Raw genomic sequence first — 15,835 nt, forward strand, 5'->3', positions numbered from 1 at the left:
TCACTCTCCTGGTCGAGTTCTTCTCCCGTAATGAGAATACCGTAACCGCAACGCGGGACGGTGAATCGATTCGAGTGGACATCGATGGCGAAACCTTCGAGCTATCGCGCGAAACTGCTACCGACCTGCAGGACGCGGTAGGCGACGCGCTGACCGAGCGCCGCGAGTTCTTCCGCACGGCAGGGACGTTCCGCGAAGACGGCAGCTACGAGGTTTCCCGCCGCGGTGCCGACTCCGCAGGGAACGCCAAGGTGTTCCAAACGTTCGACGCGATGGCGCGGTTGTTCGACCGGCTCCCCGCGCAGTTCACCGCGGAGGACGTCGGCAGAACCGGAATCACGGGGTCGCGCCGCCACCTGCTCATTCGACACTTCGGGGAACACCCCGATTTCCCGTGTCGGATATCCTCACGAAACCCGCTGACCGCGGAAAAGGAGGACGAGGTGGCCGTCGCTACCGGAACGACGGAGGTCGGCGCCGACTGAGGTGCCGACGCGGAACGCATCGAACGGTGTGAAAAAGTCGAAAAACGGGCGCGAAGTCGGTCGAAAATCGGCCGCGTCTACGGCGTCACGCGGTCGGGGTCGCGCGGGAAGAGGATGGCTTCTTTGATGTTGTCCAGCTCGCCGACCTTCTGGACGAGTCGGTCGATACCGAGGCCGTAGCCGCCGTGGGGCGGAATGCCGAACCGGAAGGCCTCCAGGTAGAAGTGGAAGTTCTCGGGGTCCGCACCCTGGTCTTCCATGTACTCGCTCATCGTCTCGATATCGTGTTCACGCTGACCGCCCGAGGAGAGTTCCTGGCCCTTGTAGATGAGGTCGAACTTCCGCGAGGCGATGTCGTCGCCCGGCACGTCCTGTTTGTAGTAGAACTTCTCGTCCGGGTAGCCGACGACGAAGAAGGCGGGGTGGCCCTGCTCCTCGAAGTACTCGCCGAGCAGTTTCTCGCCCTTCGTGTCGAGGTCGGTTTCGTCCTCCGGCACGTGGTCGAACTCCGTGGCGAGGATGTCGCGGGCCTCCTCGAACGTGACGCGCGGGAACGGGTCGGTCGGTACCGCGAGGTCGACGCCGAGCGTCTCCAGTTCGTCCGTCGCGTTCTCGCTCACCCGTTCGAGCGTGTGGCGAAGCGACTCCTCCTGAACGTCCATCACGTCGTGATGGTCGTCGATGTACGCCAACTCGACGTCGAACATCGAGATTTCGGAGACGTGCCGGGAGGTGGCGAACGCTTCCGCGCGGAACGCCGTCCCGGTTTCGTAGATTTTGTCGAATCCGGCCGCCATGAGCATCTGCTTGTACAACTGGGGACTTTGGGAGAGGAACACTTCCTCGCCGTAGTAGACGACGGGGAACAGTTCCGCGCCGCCCTCCGCACCCTCTTGCGAGAGCAGGGGCGTATCGACGTTACGGAATCCCTCGCCGTCGAACCACTCCTCCATCGCGTTGACGAGCTTCGAGCGGAGCGAGAAGACCGCGTACGCCTCCGGCTTCCGGAGGTCGATGCTCCGGTTGTCGAGCCGCGTCGAGAGGTCCGACTCGATGTCCTTCGCCACTTCCATCGGCAGCGGCGATTCGGCCGCGTTGATGACCTCGAGTTCGGACGGCATGAGTTCGACGCCGCCCGGCGCTTGGTCGCTCGCTTTCACCGAGCCGGTAATTCGAACGACGTCCTCCTTCCCGAGGTCGTTCGCCGCCTCGAAGAGGTCCTCGTCGTTCCCTTCCTTGAACACGACCTGCGTCTGCCCTTCCCGGTCGCGGACGATGACGAAGGAGAGTCCACCGAGGTCTCGAATGTCGTGGACGTGTCCCGCAATGGATACCGTCTCGCCGTCCTGTTCCGCCGTGATGTCGTCAGAATACGTTCGCTCTATCATTGTCTCGACTACGCTTCGTATCGTGTTCCCACCGAGTCAGTCGCGGCTATTGATTCTTCCGACTACGGGCCGCAAATCGGTGGAATAATCGGGATAATCCGGGTGGCTCGACTCAGTTGATGGTCGTGTGCTCGCTCTCCTCGTTGAGCGCCAGATTCGCCGCGATTTCCGCGTTCCGCATGGCGTACTGGGCGGTGTGCTGGAGGCTGACGAGCACGTCCCGGACTTCGAGCAGGTCGTCGTTCGACATCTCGGGGAGGTCCGAGAGGATGTCCGACTCCCGGTCGCCGAGTTCGTGGAACTTGTGCCTGACTTCGAGCGTCATGTCGTAGTCGCGCTCGACGCTCGCCTTCACGGCCAGCGCGGTCATCTCGTCCACCTGGTCCGTGAACTCCCGGATGCGGCGCATCGTCGAGCTATCGACTTCGAGCGTGTGTCCCTCCGATTCGAGGACGATATCCGCGATGTCCTCCGCGTTGTCCGCCGTGAGTTCGAGATTCTTCGCTATCGAGCGGTAGCCGATGAGCGGGAAACCGCTGTCCAACCCGATGGCGCGGGCGATGGAGGGGTTCTCGTGTGCCGTGAAGATGAGACGCAAGAGGAGGACGAATATCTTGTTCGCCTGCCGCTCCCGGTTGAGCGCCCGTTGGGCGAGGTCGGGGTTGCCGTGGGCGAGCGCCTTTACGGCCTCGCCGCGCATGGTGCTGCCCGTGTTCTCCAACCGCTCCAGCAGGTTGTCCAAGTCGAAATCCTCGGGGTCCACGGAGCACCGGATGGCGATGCTTTCCGGCGTCTCCTCGATGACGCCCAACCCCATCAACTGCGTCTCCGCGTTGTAAACGGCGTTGATGTGGCTGCTTTCGAGCGTGTCCTCGCTCACGACGTGGATGACGCGCCGCCCGAGGACGTACTGGGCGACGATGGCGCGTTCGACCGCATCAGCGTCCAGTTGCTCGGTGTGAATCGTCGCCTCCGACTCCTCGTCGTGGGCCGACTCGGGCAGGACGGTGAGCGTCCCCTTCCCGCTGATGCGAAGGGACACTTCGTCGCCCTTCTCGACCCCGTGTTGCTGTGCCCACTCCGCCGGAAGGGTCATCGCCAACGTCGATGGACCCAGCCGCTGTACCTTTCGTGTTTCCATATCCTTGTATCCGCGTAGAAAGCCTTAAACTTCACCGTATGTCACTAAATGCCTCACGATAGTTTCAACATTCGTCGTTCGAACCGCCCGACGCGCACCTTCCACCAACCGCGCAAGGACTCGTCGACCACCACGTCGCCCGTATCCGCCCGAAGGATGCCGGGGCCGTCCAGTTTCGTCTTCGAGGCGACGATTTCGACGTCCGACCGCCGAATCACGGCCGGTGAAATCTGGTGATTTCCGCGTCCGAAGACGAACCCTTGCCCGCCGATGAGCGAGACGACGATGACGTTCACGCGGCCGAGCGCGGCGAGGAGTTCCTCCTCGTTCGCGTCGCGGGCGACGACCTCCCCGTCGCGCCACACGTCCACGCCGAGCGGCGACCCGTCGAACCCCAACTCGGATTTGATGGCTCCGACGATGCTTCCCGCGAGGACGTAGGTGACGCCCGGTTGCACGTCGTCCGCGACCCCGGCCGCGAGGCTCTCGACGGTTCCGCCCCCGAGTTGCTTTCCCGACTGGAGCGACTCGGCCACCGGAACGCTGGCGACGGCTTTCAGTTCGGCCCGCACCTCGCCCGCCCGGTAGGCCTCCTCGTCGATGTCGTTCACCTCGCGCTCCTCCGTGCGGTCGAACGACGCCGCGACCCGTCCCGCCGCCTTCGGCGTCACCGCGAACACCGAGGAGTAGATTTTCACCCCGGCGGGGACGCCGAGCATCGGCGCGTCGGCCTCGACCTCGGCCAGCGTCTCGGCCACGTCCACGGCGGTTCCGTCCCCGCCGACGAACAGAACGAGGTCCACGCCGTCCGCGACCAGTCGGCGAACCGCCTCGCGGGTGTCCGCCGCGCTCGTTTCCTCCTCGCCGGGTTCGCCGACGATTTCGGGGTCGAACCCGGCCGCCAGCGCTTCCTCGGCCCCCATCTCGCCAGCGTAGGTCAGCAGTTCGGAGTCCGGCGCGCGGTCGTACAGCGCCGACAGAGCGGCAACGGCCCTGTCGGGAGCGCGTCGCTCCGCTCCGCGCTCCCGCGCCTCCGCGACCTTTCCGTCGGTTCCCTTCAGGCCGACTCGTCCCCCCATGCCAGCGATTGGGTTGACGACCACGCCGATTCGCATATGGCTGGGGCTTGGGCACCCCGAAGGAAAGGCGTATGGGTACCGACAGTCGGACCCCGGACTCGTTTCGTCGCGGGATGTCCTCCATTCGCCGTCCCCGTCCATCCGCGTCACTACGGCCTCCTCGCCAGTCGAACGGATGCGCCAGCGCGCTTCGCGCGAGGCGGGAGCGACGCGAACGGCGAGCGCATCCCCGCGCTGGCGGGGAGGAGTGGGGACACCGGCGGTACGGGTGCGGGTGCGGTGCGGGATGCTCGCCGCCAGCCGTCCCCCGAGAAACGCTACGACGAGACGGCAAGGCGAGGCGACGAGACGGCGAAAAGAAAAGCCGTCGCGAGAGAAACAGACGCGAGGAAACTGCCGATTATCGACGGGCGACCGGACTACTCCGAAATCGGGCTAACAGGAGCAGTAGTAGTCGCTGGTTCCGAACTCGGTCTTCACGAGCCGGTAGGCGGGACCGACGTCGCTGGGTCGATACACGCCGGTCGTCAGGTCGTCCGAATCCTCGAATCCGACGGAGAGCAACGATTCCCACTGCCCCGCGGACAGCACGTCCGAGAACCCGGCCTCGCTCGACAGGAGTTTCAGATAGTCGGCGAGATAGACCCACGTCGCGTCGTGCGTCTCGTCGGATTCGAACGTCTCACTGACCGCTTCGGCGTAGGCGGCCCCCGGCAGGTCGGCACCGGCCTGCACGGGCAGCGAAATCCACTTCCACGGACGAGTGTTGACGTCGAGGAGGACGTACTCCTCGCGGTCCCGGTCGTAGACGAACTCCGACTCGCTGATGCCATAATAGCCAGTCTCGTCCAGCACCTTCAGCGCGCGGTCCTCGATTTCGGGCTGGTCGGTCGCTCGAACCAGACACGAGGTGCCGAACGCTCGCGGGTAGCGAACGCGGGCGTTGCCGACGAACGTCACCGGGTCGCCGGACCGGGGGACGTAGGAGGCGAGTGAGCAGTCGCGTCCAGCCGCGATGTTCACCTTCTCCTGTGCCATGACGCGAATTCCGGCGTCGTCGGCCATCGCGGTCACGTCGGCCAACTCCTCCCGGTCTGCAACCTCGATGACATTGGTGCCGACGGCCTCCTCGAACTCGCGTTTGCGGGCGGGTTTGACCACCAGCGGGAAACCGAGGGCGTCGGCCGCGTCCTCCGGGTCCGTCTCCGAGAGGCGGTAGGTCTCGGGGTACGGGACGCCCAGCTCCTCGGCTTTCGCGTAGAGCGACTCCTTGTCGAGAACGGCGTCGATGGTCTCCCGACCGGCGAACGGCAGGCGGACGCCCTCGGGTTCCGTCCCGGCGAATGCGTGGACCCATTCGTCCATGCACGGGAACGCGACGGGTTCGTGGTCCAACTCGGCGGCGAGCGCTTCCACGTCCTCGCGGAACCCCGCCGCATCGTCGAGCGGAAACGTCACCCGTCCGGCGAAGTCCACGGCGTCGGAGGGCGGTGCGACGCCCAGGCCGTCCCGGTCGATGGCGATGACGGGTACGTCGTGGGCGGAGAGCGCGCGAGCCACGCTCAATCCGGTGACGTGTGCGTTGCAGACTATCGCCGGTGGTTTGTCGAACGTCGTCTCGGCGAGCGTGCGCCGAAGCCCCTCGAAGGAACGGAATTCGTCGGCCATGGATTCGATTTTCGGAGGGGTACCTAAAGGCTGTTCGACCGGGTGAAAGCCGCCGGTATCTCGGGTGCAGAAACGGAGACAAGAACGAAGAGGAGAGAATTGAGAAGGAGGGAATTGAGAACCGAATCGAAAATCGGGGTCGCTCGCCGATCGAGTTCGGCTTACTCCTCGTCCACCACGAGTCGAATCGGGTAGTCGGTGAAGTTCTCGTAGCCGTCCTCCGTGACGACGGCGATGTCCTCGATGCGGACGCCGCCGACTTCGGGGTCGTACAGGCCGGGTTCGATGGTGACGACGTGGCCGGGTTCCAATTCGCCGCCGCTGGGGCTGAGTCGGGGGTCCTCGTGGACGTCCAGACCGACGCCGTGACCCGTGCTGTGGATGAATCCCGTCTCCGCGTTCGGGTTGCTCCGGAGCGTGTCGTAGCCCGCCGCCTCGTACACGTCGCACACGGCGGCGTGCACGTCCTCGCCCGTCGCGCCGGGTTCGAGGGCGTCGAAGGCCGCGTCGAACGCCTCGTGCGTGAGTTCGTAGCGTTCGCGTATCTCCTCGGACGGTTCGCCGCGGACGAAGGTCCGGGTCATGTCGGCGTGGTACTTCGAGGTCTTGTCGCGCGGGAAGATGTCGATGATGATGGCTTCGTTCGCCGCGAGCGGGCCGCTGCCGCGGTCGTGCGGGTCCGCCGCCGCCGCGCCGCAAGCCACGATGGTCTCGTCAAGCGCGGCCCCGTGGCGGAGGAGCGTCACCTCTATCTCCTCTTTCACGCGCTCGCTGGTCAGCGGTTCGCCCTCGTAGTAGAGCAGGCCGTCCTCTATCGTCGCCGCCGCGAGCAGGTCCTCGGCGGCGCGCATGGACGCCTCGTTCGCTTTCTGGGCGACGCGGACGTGTTCTATCTCCTCGTCCGTCTTCGTCGCCCGAATGCCCACGAGGACCGAGGAGTCGTCGGGGCGAACGGTCACGCCTGCCTCGCGCAGTCCGTCCGCGGTTCCGACGGGGAACCGGGCGGGGACCGCCACCGACTCGACGCCGTGGTCGGCGAGGAACTCGGCGATAATGTGGTTCTTCGCCGCCTCCGGTCCGTGTTCGGCGATCTTCTCGTAGTAGTCGTACTCCGACAGTCGGGAGACGGTTTCGGCGTTGCTCTCCTTTTTCGCCCGACCGTACTCCAGACTGGAGACGAGGAGGTGGACGCCATCGGCGTACAGCGTCGTGAAGGCGTCCGGCGCGTCGAAACCCGAGAGATACAACTGGTCCGAATCCGTCGAATCGGCGTCGATGAGGAAGCCGTCCACACCCATCGAGTCGAGGGCAGAATCCAATTCCGAGAGGTCCTGTGCCATGTCGTTCGAAACAGAGGCGACGACCAAAACGATGTCGGAGCGCGAACGTGTTCCCGGCAACATCGCCCGGGAACCACCCGCGGACTGCCGAACGGTTCGAGCAATACCGTGATGTCTTCCCGTCGGCGGTCTCGGAACCCACCGCCAGTTTCCGCCGAAATCCACATCCTCCTTCACGACGAACTACCACTCGTCATGGGAGGGTATTTGGTCGCGCTCGACGGTTCGCCGTCGAGCACGGACGCACTGAACTACGCGGTGGACCTCGCGGCGGACACGAACGCCTCGGTCACGGCGATTCACGTCGTCGTTCCGACGGAGGTGTTCACGGGGGGCGACGTACCGCCGACAAGTTTCGCCGAGGCGGACCGCGAACTCCTCTTGACGAGCGTCGAGGACGCGGAAACCCGCGGGCAGGAACTGCTCGACGATGCAGTAGCAAGCGCGGAGCGCGAGGGAGTCGAAATCGAAACCGGCCTGCTGTACGGCGAACCCGTCGAGCGCATCACGGAGTTCGCCGAGGACAACGACTTCGACGCCATCTTCGTCGGCCATCGGGGCGCGTCGGAGCGCTACGAAACCCTGTTCGGCAGCGTAGCGAAACAGGTCGCCGGACGCGCCACGGTTCCCGTCACCATCGTGAGGTGAGGCGACTCCGACCGTCGGGACGGCACCGACCGGCGCGATATCTTCGCTCGGCGGAATCTCTCCGACCGGCGATATTTTCCGGGGGGCGGTAGTCTGATACCCGTTCGGATAGACGGGTCGGACATGGACGTCGAAATCTCCCAGTCTGAACTCTCGGGGACGGCGCGGGCACCCCCGTCGAAGAGCTACACGCATCGTGCGATTCTCGCGGCAGGCTACTCCGGTGGCGCGCTGGTGTTCGACCCGCTCATCAGCGCCGACACGAAAGCGACGATGCGGGCCGTCGACGCCTTCGGCGGCGACGTGACCGACACCGGCGAGGCCATCGAAATCGACGGCTTCGGCGGCGAACCGACGATCCCCGGGGACGTGCTCGATTGTGCGAACAGCGGGACCACAACCCGACTCGTTTCGGGGACGGCCGCGCTCGTGGACGGCATTACCGTTTTCACGGGAGACGCGTCGCTCCGCTCGCGGCCGCAAGGACCGATGCTCTCCGCAATCGACCAACTCGGCGGACGCGGCGAAAGCACCCGCGGCAACGGGAAAGCGCCGCTCGTCCTGAAGGGACCGATTTCGGGCGGAACGGTGTCGATTCCTGGCGACGTGTCGTCACAGTACGTTTCCGCGCTGTTGATGGCGGGCGCGCTGACCGACGAGGGCGTGACCATCGACCTCGAAACGGAACTCAAGTCGGCCCCCTACGTGGACATCACCCTGGAGTTGCTGGACGACTTCGGCGTCACCGCCGAGAAACGCGACGGCGGCTACCGCGTCGATGGCGGTCAGTTCTACGAACCGAGCGACGGCGAGTACCACGTCCCCGGCGATTTCTCCTCCATCTCCTACCTCCTCGCGGCGGGCGCGGTCGCCGCCGATGACGACGAGCGCGTCCGAATCGAGGGCGCGTATCCGAGCGCACAGGGCGATACGTTCATCGTGGACGTGCTGGACCGCATGGGCGCGGACATCGAGTGGAACCGCAACGACGGCGTGCTCACGGTTCGGCAGTCATCGCTCTCGGGCGTCACGGTCGACGTCGGCGACACGCCCGACCTCCTTCCGACCATCGCCGCGCTCGGCGCCATCGCCGACGGCGAAACGAGAATCGAAAACTGCGAACACGTCCGCTACAAGGAGACCGACCGCGTGGCCGTGATGGCGAAAGAACTCTCGAACCTCGGAGCGAGCGTCGAAGAGGAAGACGACGCGCTCACGATTTACGGCGACGAATCGAACCTCGTTGGCTCGGTCGTGGACGGGCACGGCGACCACCGAATCGTGATGGCGCTCGCGGTCGCCGGACTCGCCGCCGACGGGACGACGATGGTCGCCGACGCGGAGCACGTCGACGTGTCGTTCCCCGACTTCTTCGACGTCCTCTACGACCTCGGCGCGGGCGTACAGCGCTGAGGGTCAGTCCTTCTGGCACGTCGCGGTGACGCCGATTCCGTCCGGTCCGACGTCTATCAAAATGACGTTCGTGTCACAGCCTTCCATCTGCCAGTCCACGGTGCGCCACATGCCGTTGTCGAGTTGGACGTTCACCTCGTAGGTGTCCGCTTCGAGGATGTTTCGACGGTTCGCTATCCATCCGGGAAAGAGGTAAAAGTCGGATTTGTAGTGGTCGCCCGTTCGATTTCCGTCGATAGTCACCGTGACGACCCGCCGCTCGTCGAAGAAATTGCGAACGCGGAGGCTCACCGGTTTCGCGGCGTCGGCACCGTTATCGACTGGAAGGCGACTGACACAACCCGCGAAACTTCCTGCGAGACCGAGCAGGGCGGTGAATCGACGCCGATTCATCGCCTCCGTCTTCGCGTTCCGGCTATAAATTTTCTTTCGGCCGTCGTGGCGAAACGTTCCGCGGCCTGTAACCTCTAAATGGTAGGGTGCCAGAGGAACGGGTAATGAACGGAAACCGATTCGGACGCCTCTTTCAGGTGACGACCTACGGCGAGAGCCACGGGGAAGCCATGGGCGTCACGGTGAGCGGCTGCCCGGCGGGGCTGGAACTCACGACCGACGACGTACAGGCCGACTTGGACCGACGGAAACCCGGTCAGTCGATGATATCAACCAGTCGGGACGAACCCGACGCCGTGACCATCAACAGCGGGATTCAGGACGGTTACACCACGGGAACGCCCATCGGAATGGTCATCCAGAACAAGGACGCCCGCTCGGGAAAGTACGAACCGTTCATCACCGCGCCGCGGCCGAGCCACGGGGATTTCACCTATTCGGCGAAGTTCGGGACGCGAAACTGGGGCGGCGGCGGTCGGTCGTCCGCGCGCGAGACGGTGAACTGGGTCGCGGCGGGAGCCATCGCCAAGAAGATACTCTCGTCCGTCGGCATCGAACTGAAAGCCCACGTCAACCAAATCGGCGACGTGCGCTCCGACGACGTGAGTTTCGAGCAGATACTCGAACACAGCGAGGAGAACGAAGTCCGATGCGCCGACCCCGACGGCGCCGCCGAGATGCGCGAGCTGATAGACGACTATCAAGAGAAGGGCGACTCCATCGGCGGGTCGATATACTTCGAAGCGCGCGGCGTTCCGCGCGGGTTGGGCGCACCGCGGTTCGATTCCGTCGAGTCTCGACTCGGACAGGCGATGATGTCCATACCGGCGACCACCGCCTTCGAGTTCGGGCTCGGTCGAGAGGCACGCGAATGGGCCGGACACGACCGAAACGACGAGTGGGAGTTCGACGAGAACGACGACCCGAGACCCGTGACGAACCGTCACGGCGGCCTTCAGGGCGGCATCACCACGGGCGAACCGATTTACGGCGAGGTTACGCTCCACGCGCCGACCTCGATTCCGAAAACCCAGACGACGGTCGATTGGGAAACCGGCGAGGAGAAGGACGTGCAGGTCATCGGCCGTCACGACCCCGTGCTCCCGCCCCGCGGCGTCCCCGTGGTCGAAGCCATGCTCGCGCTGACGCTCGTGGATTTCATGTTGCTCGGCGGACGGGTCAATCCCGACCGACTGGACGACCGACCGGGTGCATACGAAACGGACTATCATCCCAGCCGCCCTGAGACGTAATTTTATATCGTTTTCGATACATATTGCTGCTGTATCGTAGATGAACAGACCAAATGTCGACAGTGGCGAAGAAAATGGAGCAAACACCCCGACGCGCGTCGCTTCCGATCCGCACGCGTACCACGTGTATTGTGACACGGCGACACCACGATTTCTGAGCGAAACCGTCATCGAATAGGTCGCGTCGATTCAAGGCGTAGACCCGACCAAAACTCGAATTCCGCTGGCTGACGTTATCGACCCCGACGCCCTCGACGCGCTCTTTACCGACACACGTGAAGGGAAAGGCCGAAAACGGGGCCACATCACGTTCGCGATGGACGGTTTCGCGGTGTTCGCACACTCGAACGGGCACGTATTGCTCCGTGAACGACCCACTGACGACGAGACGAGCGGCCACTAAGACTGTCGCATCCGTTCGACGAGCGCCATCGTGCAGTCTCACCCCCTTTTATTCACGAATAAACTTATTACGAATTGCATCGTACGAGGTGAACAGACGACGGCGAACGGCAGTACTCCGATCGTCGTATTTCGCACCGGTCATCGCGGTTGAACCGGTCGGCTCCGCCGTCAGAGATGGCTTCGGAAGCGTCCGCTGACGCGCGAGACCGTGTCGCCCTTCACCGTAAAACGATCCCCCCATCCACCGCGAACCACAGAACCGAACCAATGACACATCATCTCACCCTTTCCCCTCGGACCACGACCCTCCAGCAGCTATCGCACGCGACGAACGAGCACCGAGACCAGCCGCCATGACGAACGCGAATCTCGATTTCGAGGCAGGAAGATGCATCCTCGTCACCACTCCGGCGAGCGACGACGGTCGTACGGGAGGTCACGCTCTCCCCGCCCTCCCGTACGACGAAACGAACGCGCTGGTGGCCGTGACGTGCGATAAGTCCGCCGAGTCGTTCCTCCGAACGTGGCGACGCTCCGTCGGGACGCTCCCCGACCGGGTTCGACTCGTCGAGGTTGGCGGAGCGATACCGCCCACGGAGGACGGATCATCCGCCGAACGCACCGTACAAGCGGCCGTCGAAGCCGTCCACCGACCGAACGACCTCGACGGAATTCTATCGGCGGTCGCGTCCGCGCTCGCGGCGAACGACGGGGAGACGACGGTCGTTTTCGACTCGCTCACGACCGCGTTCGAGCACGTCTCACCCCGCGAAATAATTCCCTTCTTCGATGCCGTCTCCGAGCGACTCGCGGACGCGAACGCCGTCGGGTACTTCTGTTATCACGGCGCGGCCGACGATTCGGAGATTGCTCCCCTACGAGTGTTCGCGGACGAGATGGTCGAAGTCACCGACGAGGGAGGCCGCGACGTTCGCTCGTCCGCGACGATGGTCCGAGACGGCCCCGCGCTCGACGGCATGCTCGAGGCGCTCGGTTCGAGGCGTCGGCGTGACGCGCTTCGATACCTTCTCGATACAGACGGGGCGGTCGCTATCGACGAGTTGGCAACGGCGGTCGCACGACGCGAAATCGGCGAGATGGAACCGGAATCCACCCAGCACCGCCAGTACTACTCGACGCTGTATCAGCTTCACCTCCCGAAACTCGATTCCGCGGGCCTCATCGATTACGACGAACGGGGCCACCGCGTCTCGGCGCGTGACGGCGCGCGATGGGCGGCGTCGTTTCTCGCCCTCGCCGAGGAGTAGCCCCTTTTAGGCTCGCCGCACAAGCGAACGCATGAACGCGAAACAGGAGGAGCGCTCGAACCCCTTCGGAATGGACGAGGAGTGTACGAACTGCGATTTGTGTAACCGCCGTGAACGAGTCGTCCACGGCTACGGCGACGTGGACGCCGACTTCCTGTTCGTCGGCGAGATGCCGAGCGCGGGGGCGGACGAAACCGGCGTCCCGTTCACCGGCGACGCGGCGGGGGAGCGACTACAGGGACTTCTCGGTCGGCTCGGCATGAACGAGTCCCCGGCGGACGCCGAGGAACCCGAAATCGAGAACGCGTTTCTCACCTATCTGACGCGCTGTCACCACCCGGAACGCCCGCCGAACGACGGCGAGATAATGACGTGTGAGCCGTACCTGAACGCCGAGATTCGGATGATAAACCCCGAAATTCTCGTCCCGGTCGGTGCGGGCGCGCTGGCCGAAATCGCCGCCGAATACACCACGAAGCCCGCGGCGGACATCGACATCGTTGACGACCACGCGACGACGATTCGCGGGCGGGGCTTCGAACTCGTGCCGATGATACACCCCGAAGAACAGACGGACGAACAGACGGAAGCGTTCGTCGAGCACTTCGCCGAGTTGATGGGGACTGACTACCGCCAGACGAAAGGACGACAGGGCCGATAACGGCCGACGAAGGGCGGCACGGCCGATACGAGTCGATGAAAGGGCGGTACGGCCGATAACGGCAGGCGAAAGAGCGACAGGGCCGACAAGCGGTCTCGATTTGGTTACCAGTACGGGTTCTGCCGCCACCGTTTTGAGCGACCGCCGACGTGTGCCAGTCCGGCGATGGCCACGACGAGCAGGGCGATGGAGGCGATGCTGGCGGTAACGGCGTCGCCGGTGAGCGTTTGCGTGACGAACGCGACGAGAGCGCCGACCGTGAGCACCGCCAGAACGGCGACGCCGAGCAGGCCGAGGGGTTTCGTCCAGTGCATGGGCGAAATTGGAACGAGGAGGCCATAAAATGGTGGCTTTCAAGGCGCTTCCGCACCGACGGGCGGGTATGACCACCATCGCCGTACTGGCCGACCCGCCGCGCGAAGGGTTCGTCCTGCCGGAACTCCCCGAAACGTCGCCGCTCTCCGCGAGCGAGGCGACCGAACTGTACGCCGCCATGCTGAAGGACACGTTCCTCGCGGCGGCGAACAGCGGCGGCGAACTGCTCGTCAACTACCGTCCCGACGACCAAATCCCGGACGAGTACGAGGGTGCCGGGAGTTCCGAGGAGGAACTCCGCGCGCTGGCCGAGGAAGCGCTCGACGACGTGAGCGACGTGCGCTTCGAAGTGCAGGTCGGCGAGACGTTCTCGGGACGCGCCGGAAACACGGCGACGCACCTGCTCGAAGAGGAGGGGGTGACTTCGGTCGCCATCGTGGACGGCACCGCGCCCATGCTGACGCGGAAGGAGATCGACAGCGCGGCGATGAAACTCCGCCGGAGCGAGGTCGTCCTCGGCCCCGCGGACGACGGGCGACTATACTACCTCGGCGCGACGGGCACCATCGACTTCGATGACGTGTACACCGTGCCGGAACTCGAAACGGCAACCCATCGCGCCGTCGATGCCGGACACGACGTTGACTACCTCCCTTCGATGACGAGCGTGGTGACGGGCGAGGACCTGCGGTCGCTGATTCCCCTGCTGAACGCGCGTATCGCCGCGGAACGAATCGTCCCGGTCAACACGGCGTCGTACCTCCACGAACTCGGCGTGCGCGTCGAAGAACGGGACGGAGAACGCAAGTTGGTTCGGTAGAACAGTCTCCTTCGTTCGTTGTTCAGACGTCCGTCAGTCGGCGGACGGGACCGTACCCGCTTTTTCCGACGATTCGGTTTCGAGCCGCCACCCCGTGAGCGCCATCACGAACAGGATGGCCGGGGAGAGGAAGCCGAAGAGGTAGTACGGTGCGTAGGAGAGCGTCGAGACGCCGAGCGCACCCGCCATGTAGATGGCTCCGGCGTGCCACGGGATGAGCGCGCCCGTCGGCGTCCCGGCGGCTTCGACGGCCCGCGAGAGGTCGCTGCTGTCGAGTCCGTGCTCCTCGTAGAGGTTGCGAAGCGTCATTCCCGGCACGACGATGCTCATGTACTGCTGGGCGGTGAGCACGTTCGTCACCATCGCGGCCGCACCCGTTCCGGCGACCAGGCCGCCCACGCTGCTGACCGACTCGGAGAGGCGGTGTGCGAGGACGGCGAGGACGCCCGTCGTCTCGAGCAGTCCGCCGAGAGCGAGCGCCGCGACGACGACGCTGATGGTCCACGCCGAACCCTGGATTCCGCCGCTCTGGAGCAGTCCGTTGACGAGTTCCATACCCGTCTTCGGTTCGGTTCCGGCCAGCGCAACGTTCCACGCGGCCGTGAACGACGCCCCTTGGACGAGGATGGCCGTCCCGACGCCCGAGAAGATTCCCGCGACGAGCGACGGTAGCGCGGGGTATCCTCGGAGCGCCAGCCCGAACGTCACCACGAGCGGGACGAACACCAGCGGCGAGATGTGGTACGTTCCGAGCAGCGCCTGCTGGATGTTCCCGACGCGACCGGTCGGCACCGCGCCGCTGGCCCGGAGGCCGAGAATCGCGTAGCCGACGACGGCGAGGCCGAACGCGAGCATCGTCCCGGTTCGCATGCGACGGATGTGGTCGTACAGTTTCGTGTTCGTCACCGCCGCCGCGAGGTTGGTCGTGTCCGAGAGCGGCGACTGCTTGTCACCGGCGTACGCGCCGGAGAGGATGGCCCCGGCGGTCATCGGCGCGGGAATCCCGAGTCCCGACCCGATGCCGATGAAGGCGACGCCGAGCGTCCCCACCGTGGTCCACGACGACCCGATGGAGAAGGCGACGAGTCCCGACAGCACCGCCGTCACGGGGAGGAAGACGGTCGGCGACAGCAGTTTCAGCCCGTAGTACATCAGCCCCGGAATCGTCCCGGAGCTGATCCACGTCGCGATGAGGGCGTAGATGGTGAACAGGATGAACACGGCCTGTAGCCCCATCAACAGGCTGTCCGCGATTCCGTCGTACAAGTCCTCCCACGAGAGGCCGAGGACGTAGTAGCCGACGAGACCGGTGAACGCGATGGCCCACAACAGCGGCATGTGGGGGTCCATCCCTAACCACGCCGACCCGACCGCGAGAAAGACGACCGTGGCGAGGACGGGCAAGAGCGCCTGTCCGAACGAAGGTCGCCTGTCCTCCGGCAACTCGTCGTACGTCAGCGGCTCGAAATCCAGTGATGACATCGTACCCGGGGAAATGCACCAGGGGAATTAAACGGTTGTGATTCAATGTCCTTGAATAATATTTCACTCGCGTAAT

At 64.7% G+C, this 15,835-nt stretch carries 16 protein-coding genes; 8 read left to right on the top strand and 8 right to left on the bottom strand.

Translation table 11 applies throughout. The features are described 5' to 3' along the window. Positions 1-74: 74 nt before the first annotated feature. Entirely contained in the window at positions 75-485 is a 411-nt protein-coding gene (locus tag B208_RS0104970) for a DUF7528 family protein (protein WP_007977388.1), read from the top strand. Between the two features lie 77 nt (positions 486-562). Here the strand turns inward: B208_RS0104970 and aspS are convergent, their stop codons facing one another. The 5 genes from aspS to B208_RS0104995 form a co-directional block, all read right to left on the bottom strand. Beyond that, on the bottom strand, positions 563-1,873 hold the full coding sequence (gene aspS, locus B208_RS0104975) for an aspartate--tRNA(Asn) ligase (RefSeq protein ID WP_007977389.1): 1,311 nt from the start codon (positions 1,871-1,873) through the stop codon (positions 563-565). Positions 1,874-1,985: 112 nt separating this feature from the next. Next, a complete protein-coding gene (locus B208_RS0104980; RefSeq protein WP_007977391.1) occupies positions 1,986-3,014 on the bottom strand; it encodes a phosphate signaling complex PhoU family protein in 1,029 nt (342 codons plus the stop codon). Between the two features lie 53 nt (positions 3,015-3,067). After that, the gene (locus tag B208_RS0104985; RefSeq protein WP_018128745.1) at positions 3,068-4,129 is read right to left on the bottom strand and encodes an ATP-NAD kinase family protein; all 1,062 of its coding nucleotides are present in this window, start codon (positions 4,127-4,129) and stop codon (positions 3,068-3,070) included. A gap of 399 nt (positions 4,130-4,528) precedes the next feature. Continuing rightward, a complete protein-coding gene (locus B208_RS0104990; protein ID WP_007977393.1) occupies positions 4,529-5,761 on the bottom strand; it encodes a carboxylate--amine ligase in 1,233 nt (410 codons plus the stop codon). Positions 5,762-5,922: 161 nt separating this feature from the next. Then, positions 5,923-7,101, bottom strand: coding sequence for a M24 family metallopeptidase (locus tag B208_RS0104995; protein ID WP_007977394.1), 1,179 nt, complete (start codon positions 7,099-7,101; stop codon positions 5,923-5,925). A 111-nt stretch (positions 7,102-7,212) separates the two neighbouring features. Between B208_RS0104995 and B208_RS0105005 the strand changes: the two genes are divergently transcribed. After that, entirely contained in the window at positions 7,213-7,749 is a 537-nt protein-coding gene (locus B208_RS0105005) for a universal stress protein (RefSeq protein ID WP_007977396.1), read from the top strand. Positions 7,750-7,872: 123 nt separating this feature from the next. Continuing rightward, positions 7,873-9,162, top strand: coding sequence for a 3-phosphoshikimate 1-carboxyvinyltransferase (gene aroA, locus B208_RS0105010; protein WP_007977399.1), 1,290 nt, complete (start codon positions 7,873-7,875; stop codon positions 9,160-9,162). A gap of 3 nt (positions 9,163-9,165) precedes the next feature. Here aroA and B208_RS0105015 read toward each other — a convergent pair whose 3' ends face one another. Further along, positions 9,166-9,555, bottom strand: a complete 390-nt coding sequence (locus tag B208_RS0105015; RefSeq protein ID WP_007977400.1) for a hypothetical protein — start codon at positions 9,553-9,555, stop codon at positions 9,166-9,168. Positions 9,556-9,659: 104 nt separating this feature from the next. On the opposite strand from B208_RS0105015, the gene aroC reads away from it, so the two are divergent. The 4 genes from aroC (at position 9,660) to B208_RS0105040 (ending at position 13,142) form a co-directional block, all read left to right on the top strand. After that, the gene (gene aroC / locus B208_RS0105020) at positions 9,660-10,808 is read left to right on the top strand and encodes a chorismate synthase (protein ID WP_018128748.1); all 1,149 of its coding nucleotides are present in this window, start codon (positions 9,660-9,662) and stop codon (positions 10,806-10,808) included. 187 nt (positions 10,809-10,995) lie between these two features. Next, positions 10,996-11,211 carry a HalOD1 output domain-containing protein gene (locus tag B208_RS25025; RefSeq protein WP_073096567.1) on the top strand — a complete coding sequence of 72 codons (216 nt, stop codon included), beginning with the start codon at positions 10,996-10,998 and terminating at the stop codon, positions 11,209-11,211. 355 nt (positions 11,212-11,566) lie between these two features. Continuing rightward, complete coding sequence (locus tag B208_RS0105035) at positions 11,567-12,481, top strand: DUF7504 family protein (RefSeq protein WP_007977403.1); 915 nt, start codon at positions 11,567-11,569, stop codon at positions 12,479-12,481. A 31-nt stretch (positions 12,482-12,512) separates the two neighbouring features. Next, complete coding sequence (locus B208_RS0105040; RefSeq protein WP_007977404.1) at positions 12,513-13,142, top strand: uracil-DNA glycosylase; 630 nt, start codon at positions 12,513-12,515, stop codon at positions 13,140-13,142. A gap of 104 nt (positions 13,143-13,246) precedes the next feature. On the opposite strand, the gene B208_RS0105045 is transcribed toward B208_RS0105040, so the two are convergent. Continuing rightward, positions 13,247-13,456 carry a hypothetical protein gene (locus tag B208_RS0105045; RefSeq protein ID WP_007977405.1) on the bottom strand — a complete coding sequence of 70 codons (210 nt, stop codon included), beginning with the start codon at positions 13,454-13,456 and terminating at the stop codon, positions 13,247-13,249. 68 nt (positions 13,457-13,524) lie between these two features. Between B208_RS0105045 and B208_RS0105050 the strand changes: the two genes are divergently transcribed. Next, the gene (locus tag B208_RS0105050) at positions 13,525-14,277 is read left to right on the top strand and encodes a TIGR04282 family arsenosugar biosynthesis glycosyltransferase (RefSeq protein ID WP_018128749.1); all 753 of its coding nucleotides are present in this window, start codon (positions 13,525-13,527) and stop codon (positions 14,275-14,277) included. A 33-nt stretch (positions 14,278-14,310) separates the two neighbouring features. On the opposite strand, the gene arcD is transcribed toward B208_RS0105050, so the two are convergent. After that, positions 14,311-15,759, bottom strand: a complete 1,449-nt coding sequence (arcD, locus tag B208_RS0105055) for an arginine/ornithine antiporter ArcD (RefSeq protein WP_007977407.1) — start codon at positions 15,757-15,759, stop codon at positions 14,311-14,313. Positions 15,760-15,835: the final 76 nt, after the last annotated feature.

The organism is Haladaptatus paucihalophilus DX253, from assembly GCF_000376445.1.
Classification (GTDB): Archaea; Halobacteriota; Halobacteria; order Halobacteriales; family Haladaptataceae; genus Haladaptatus; species Haladaptatus paucihalophilus.

Coding starts and splice junctions, on each gene's coding strand:
- aspS (WP_007977389.1), bottom strand. CDS start 1,873: ATGATAGAGCGAACGTATTCTGACGACATCACGGCGGAACAGGACGGC.
- B208_RS0104980 (WP_007977391.1), bottom strand. CDS start 3,014: ATGGAAACACGAAAGGTACAGCGGCTGGGTCCATCGACGTTGGCGATG.
- B208_RS0104985 (WP_018128745.1), bottom strand. CDS start 4,129: ATGCGAATCGGCGTGGTCGTCAACCCAATCGCTGGCATGGGGGGACGA.
- B208_RS0104990 (WP_007977393.1), bottom strand. CDS start 5,761: ATGGCCGACGAATTCCGTTCCTTCGAGGGGCTTCGGCGCACGCTCGCC.
- B208_RS0104995 (WP_007977394.1), bottom strand. CDS start 7,101: ATGGCACAGGACCTCTCGGAATTGGATTCTGCCCTCGACTCGATGGGT.
- B208_RS0105005 (WP_007977396.1), top strand. CDS start 7,213: ATGTCTTCCCGTCGGCGGTCTCGGAACCCACCGCCAGTTTCCGCCGAA.
- aroA (WP_007977399.1), top strand. CDS start 7,873: ATGGACGTCGAAATCTCCCAGTCTGAACTCTCGGGGACGGCGCGGGCA.
- B208_RS0105015 (WP_007977400.1), bottom strand. CDS start 9,555: ATGAATCGGCGTCGATTCACCGCCCTGCTCGGTCTCGCAGGAAGTTTC.
- aroC (WP_018128748.1), top strand. CDS start 9,660: ATGAACGGAAACCGATTCGGACGCCTCTTTCAGGTGACGACCTACGGC.
- B208_RS0105035 (WP_007977403.1), top strand. CDS start 11,567: ATGACGAACGCGAATCTCGATTTCGAGGCAGGAAGATGCATCCTCGTC.
- B208_RS0105040 (WP_007977404.1), top strand. CDS start 12,513: ATGAACGCGAAACAGGAGGAGCGCTCGAACCCCTTCGGAATGGACGAG.
- B208_RS0105045 (WP_007977405.1), bottom strand. CDS start 13,456: ATGCACTGGACGAAACCCCTCGGCCTGCTCGGCGTCGCCGTTCTGGCG.
- B208_RS0105050 (WP_018128749.1), top strand. CDS start 13,525: ATGACCACCATCGCCGTACTGGCCGACCCGCCGCGCGAAGGGTTCGTC.
- arcD (WP_007977407.1), bottom strand. CDS start 15,759: ATGTCATCACTGGATTTCGAGCCGCTGACGTACGACGAGTTGCCGGAG.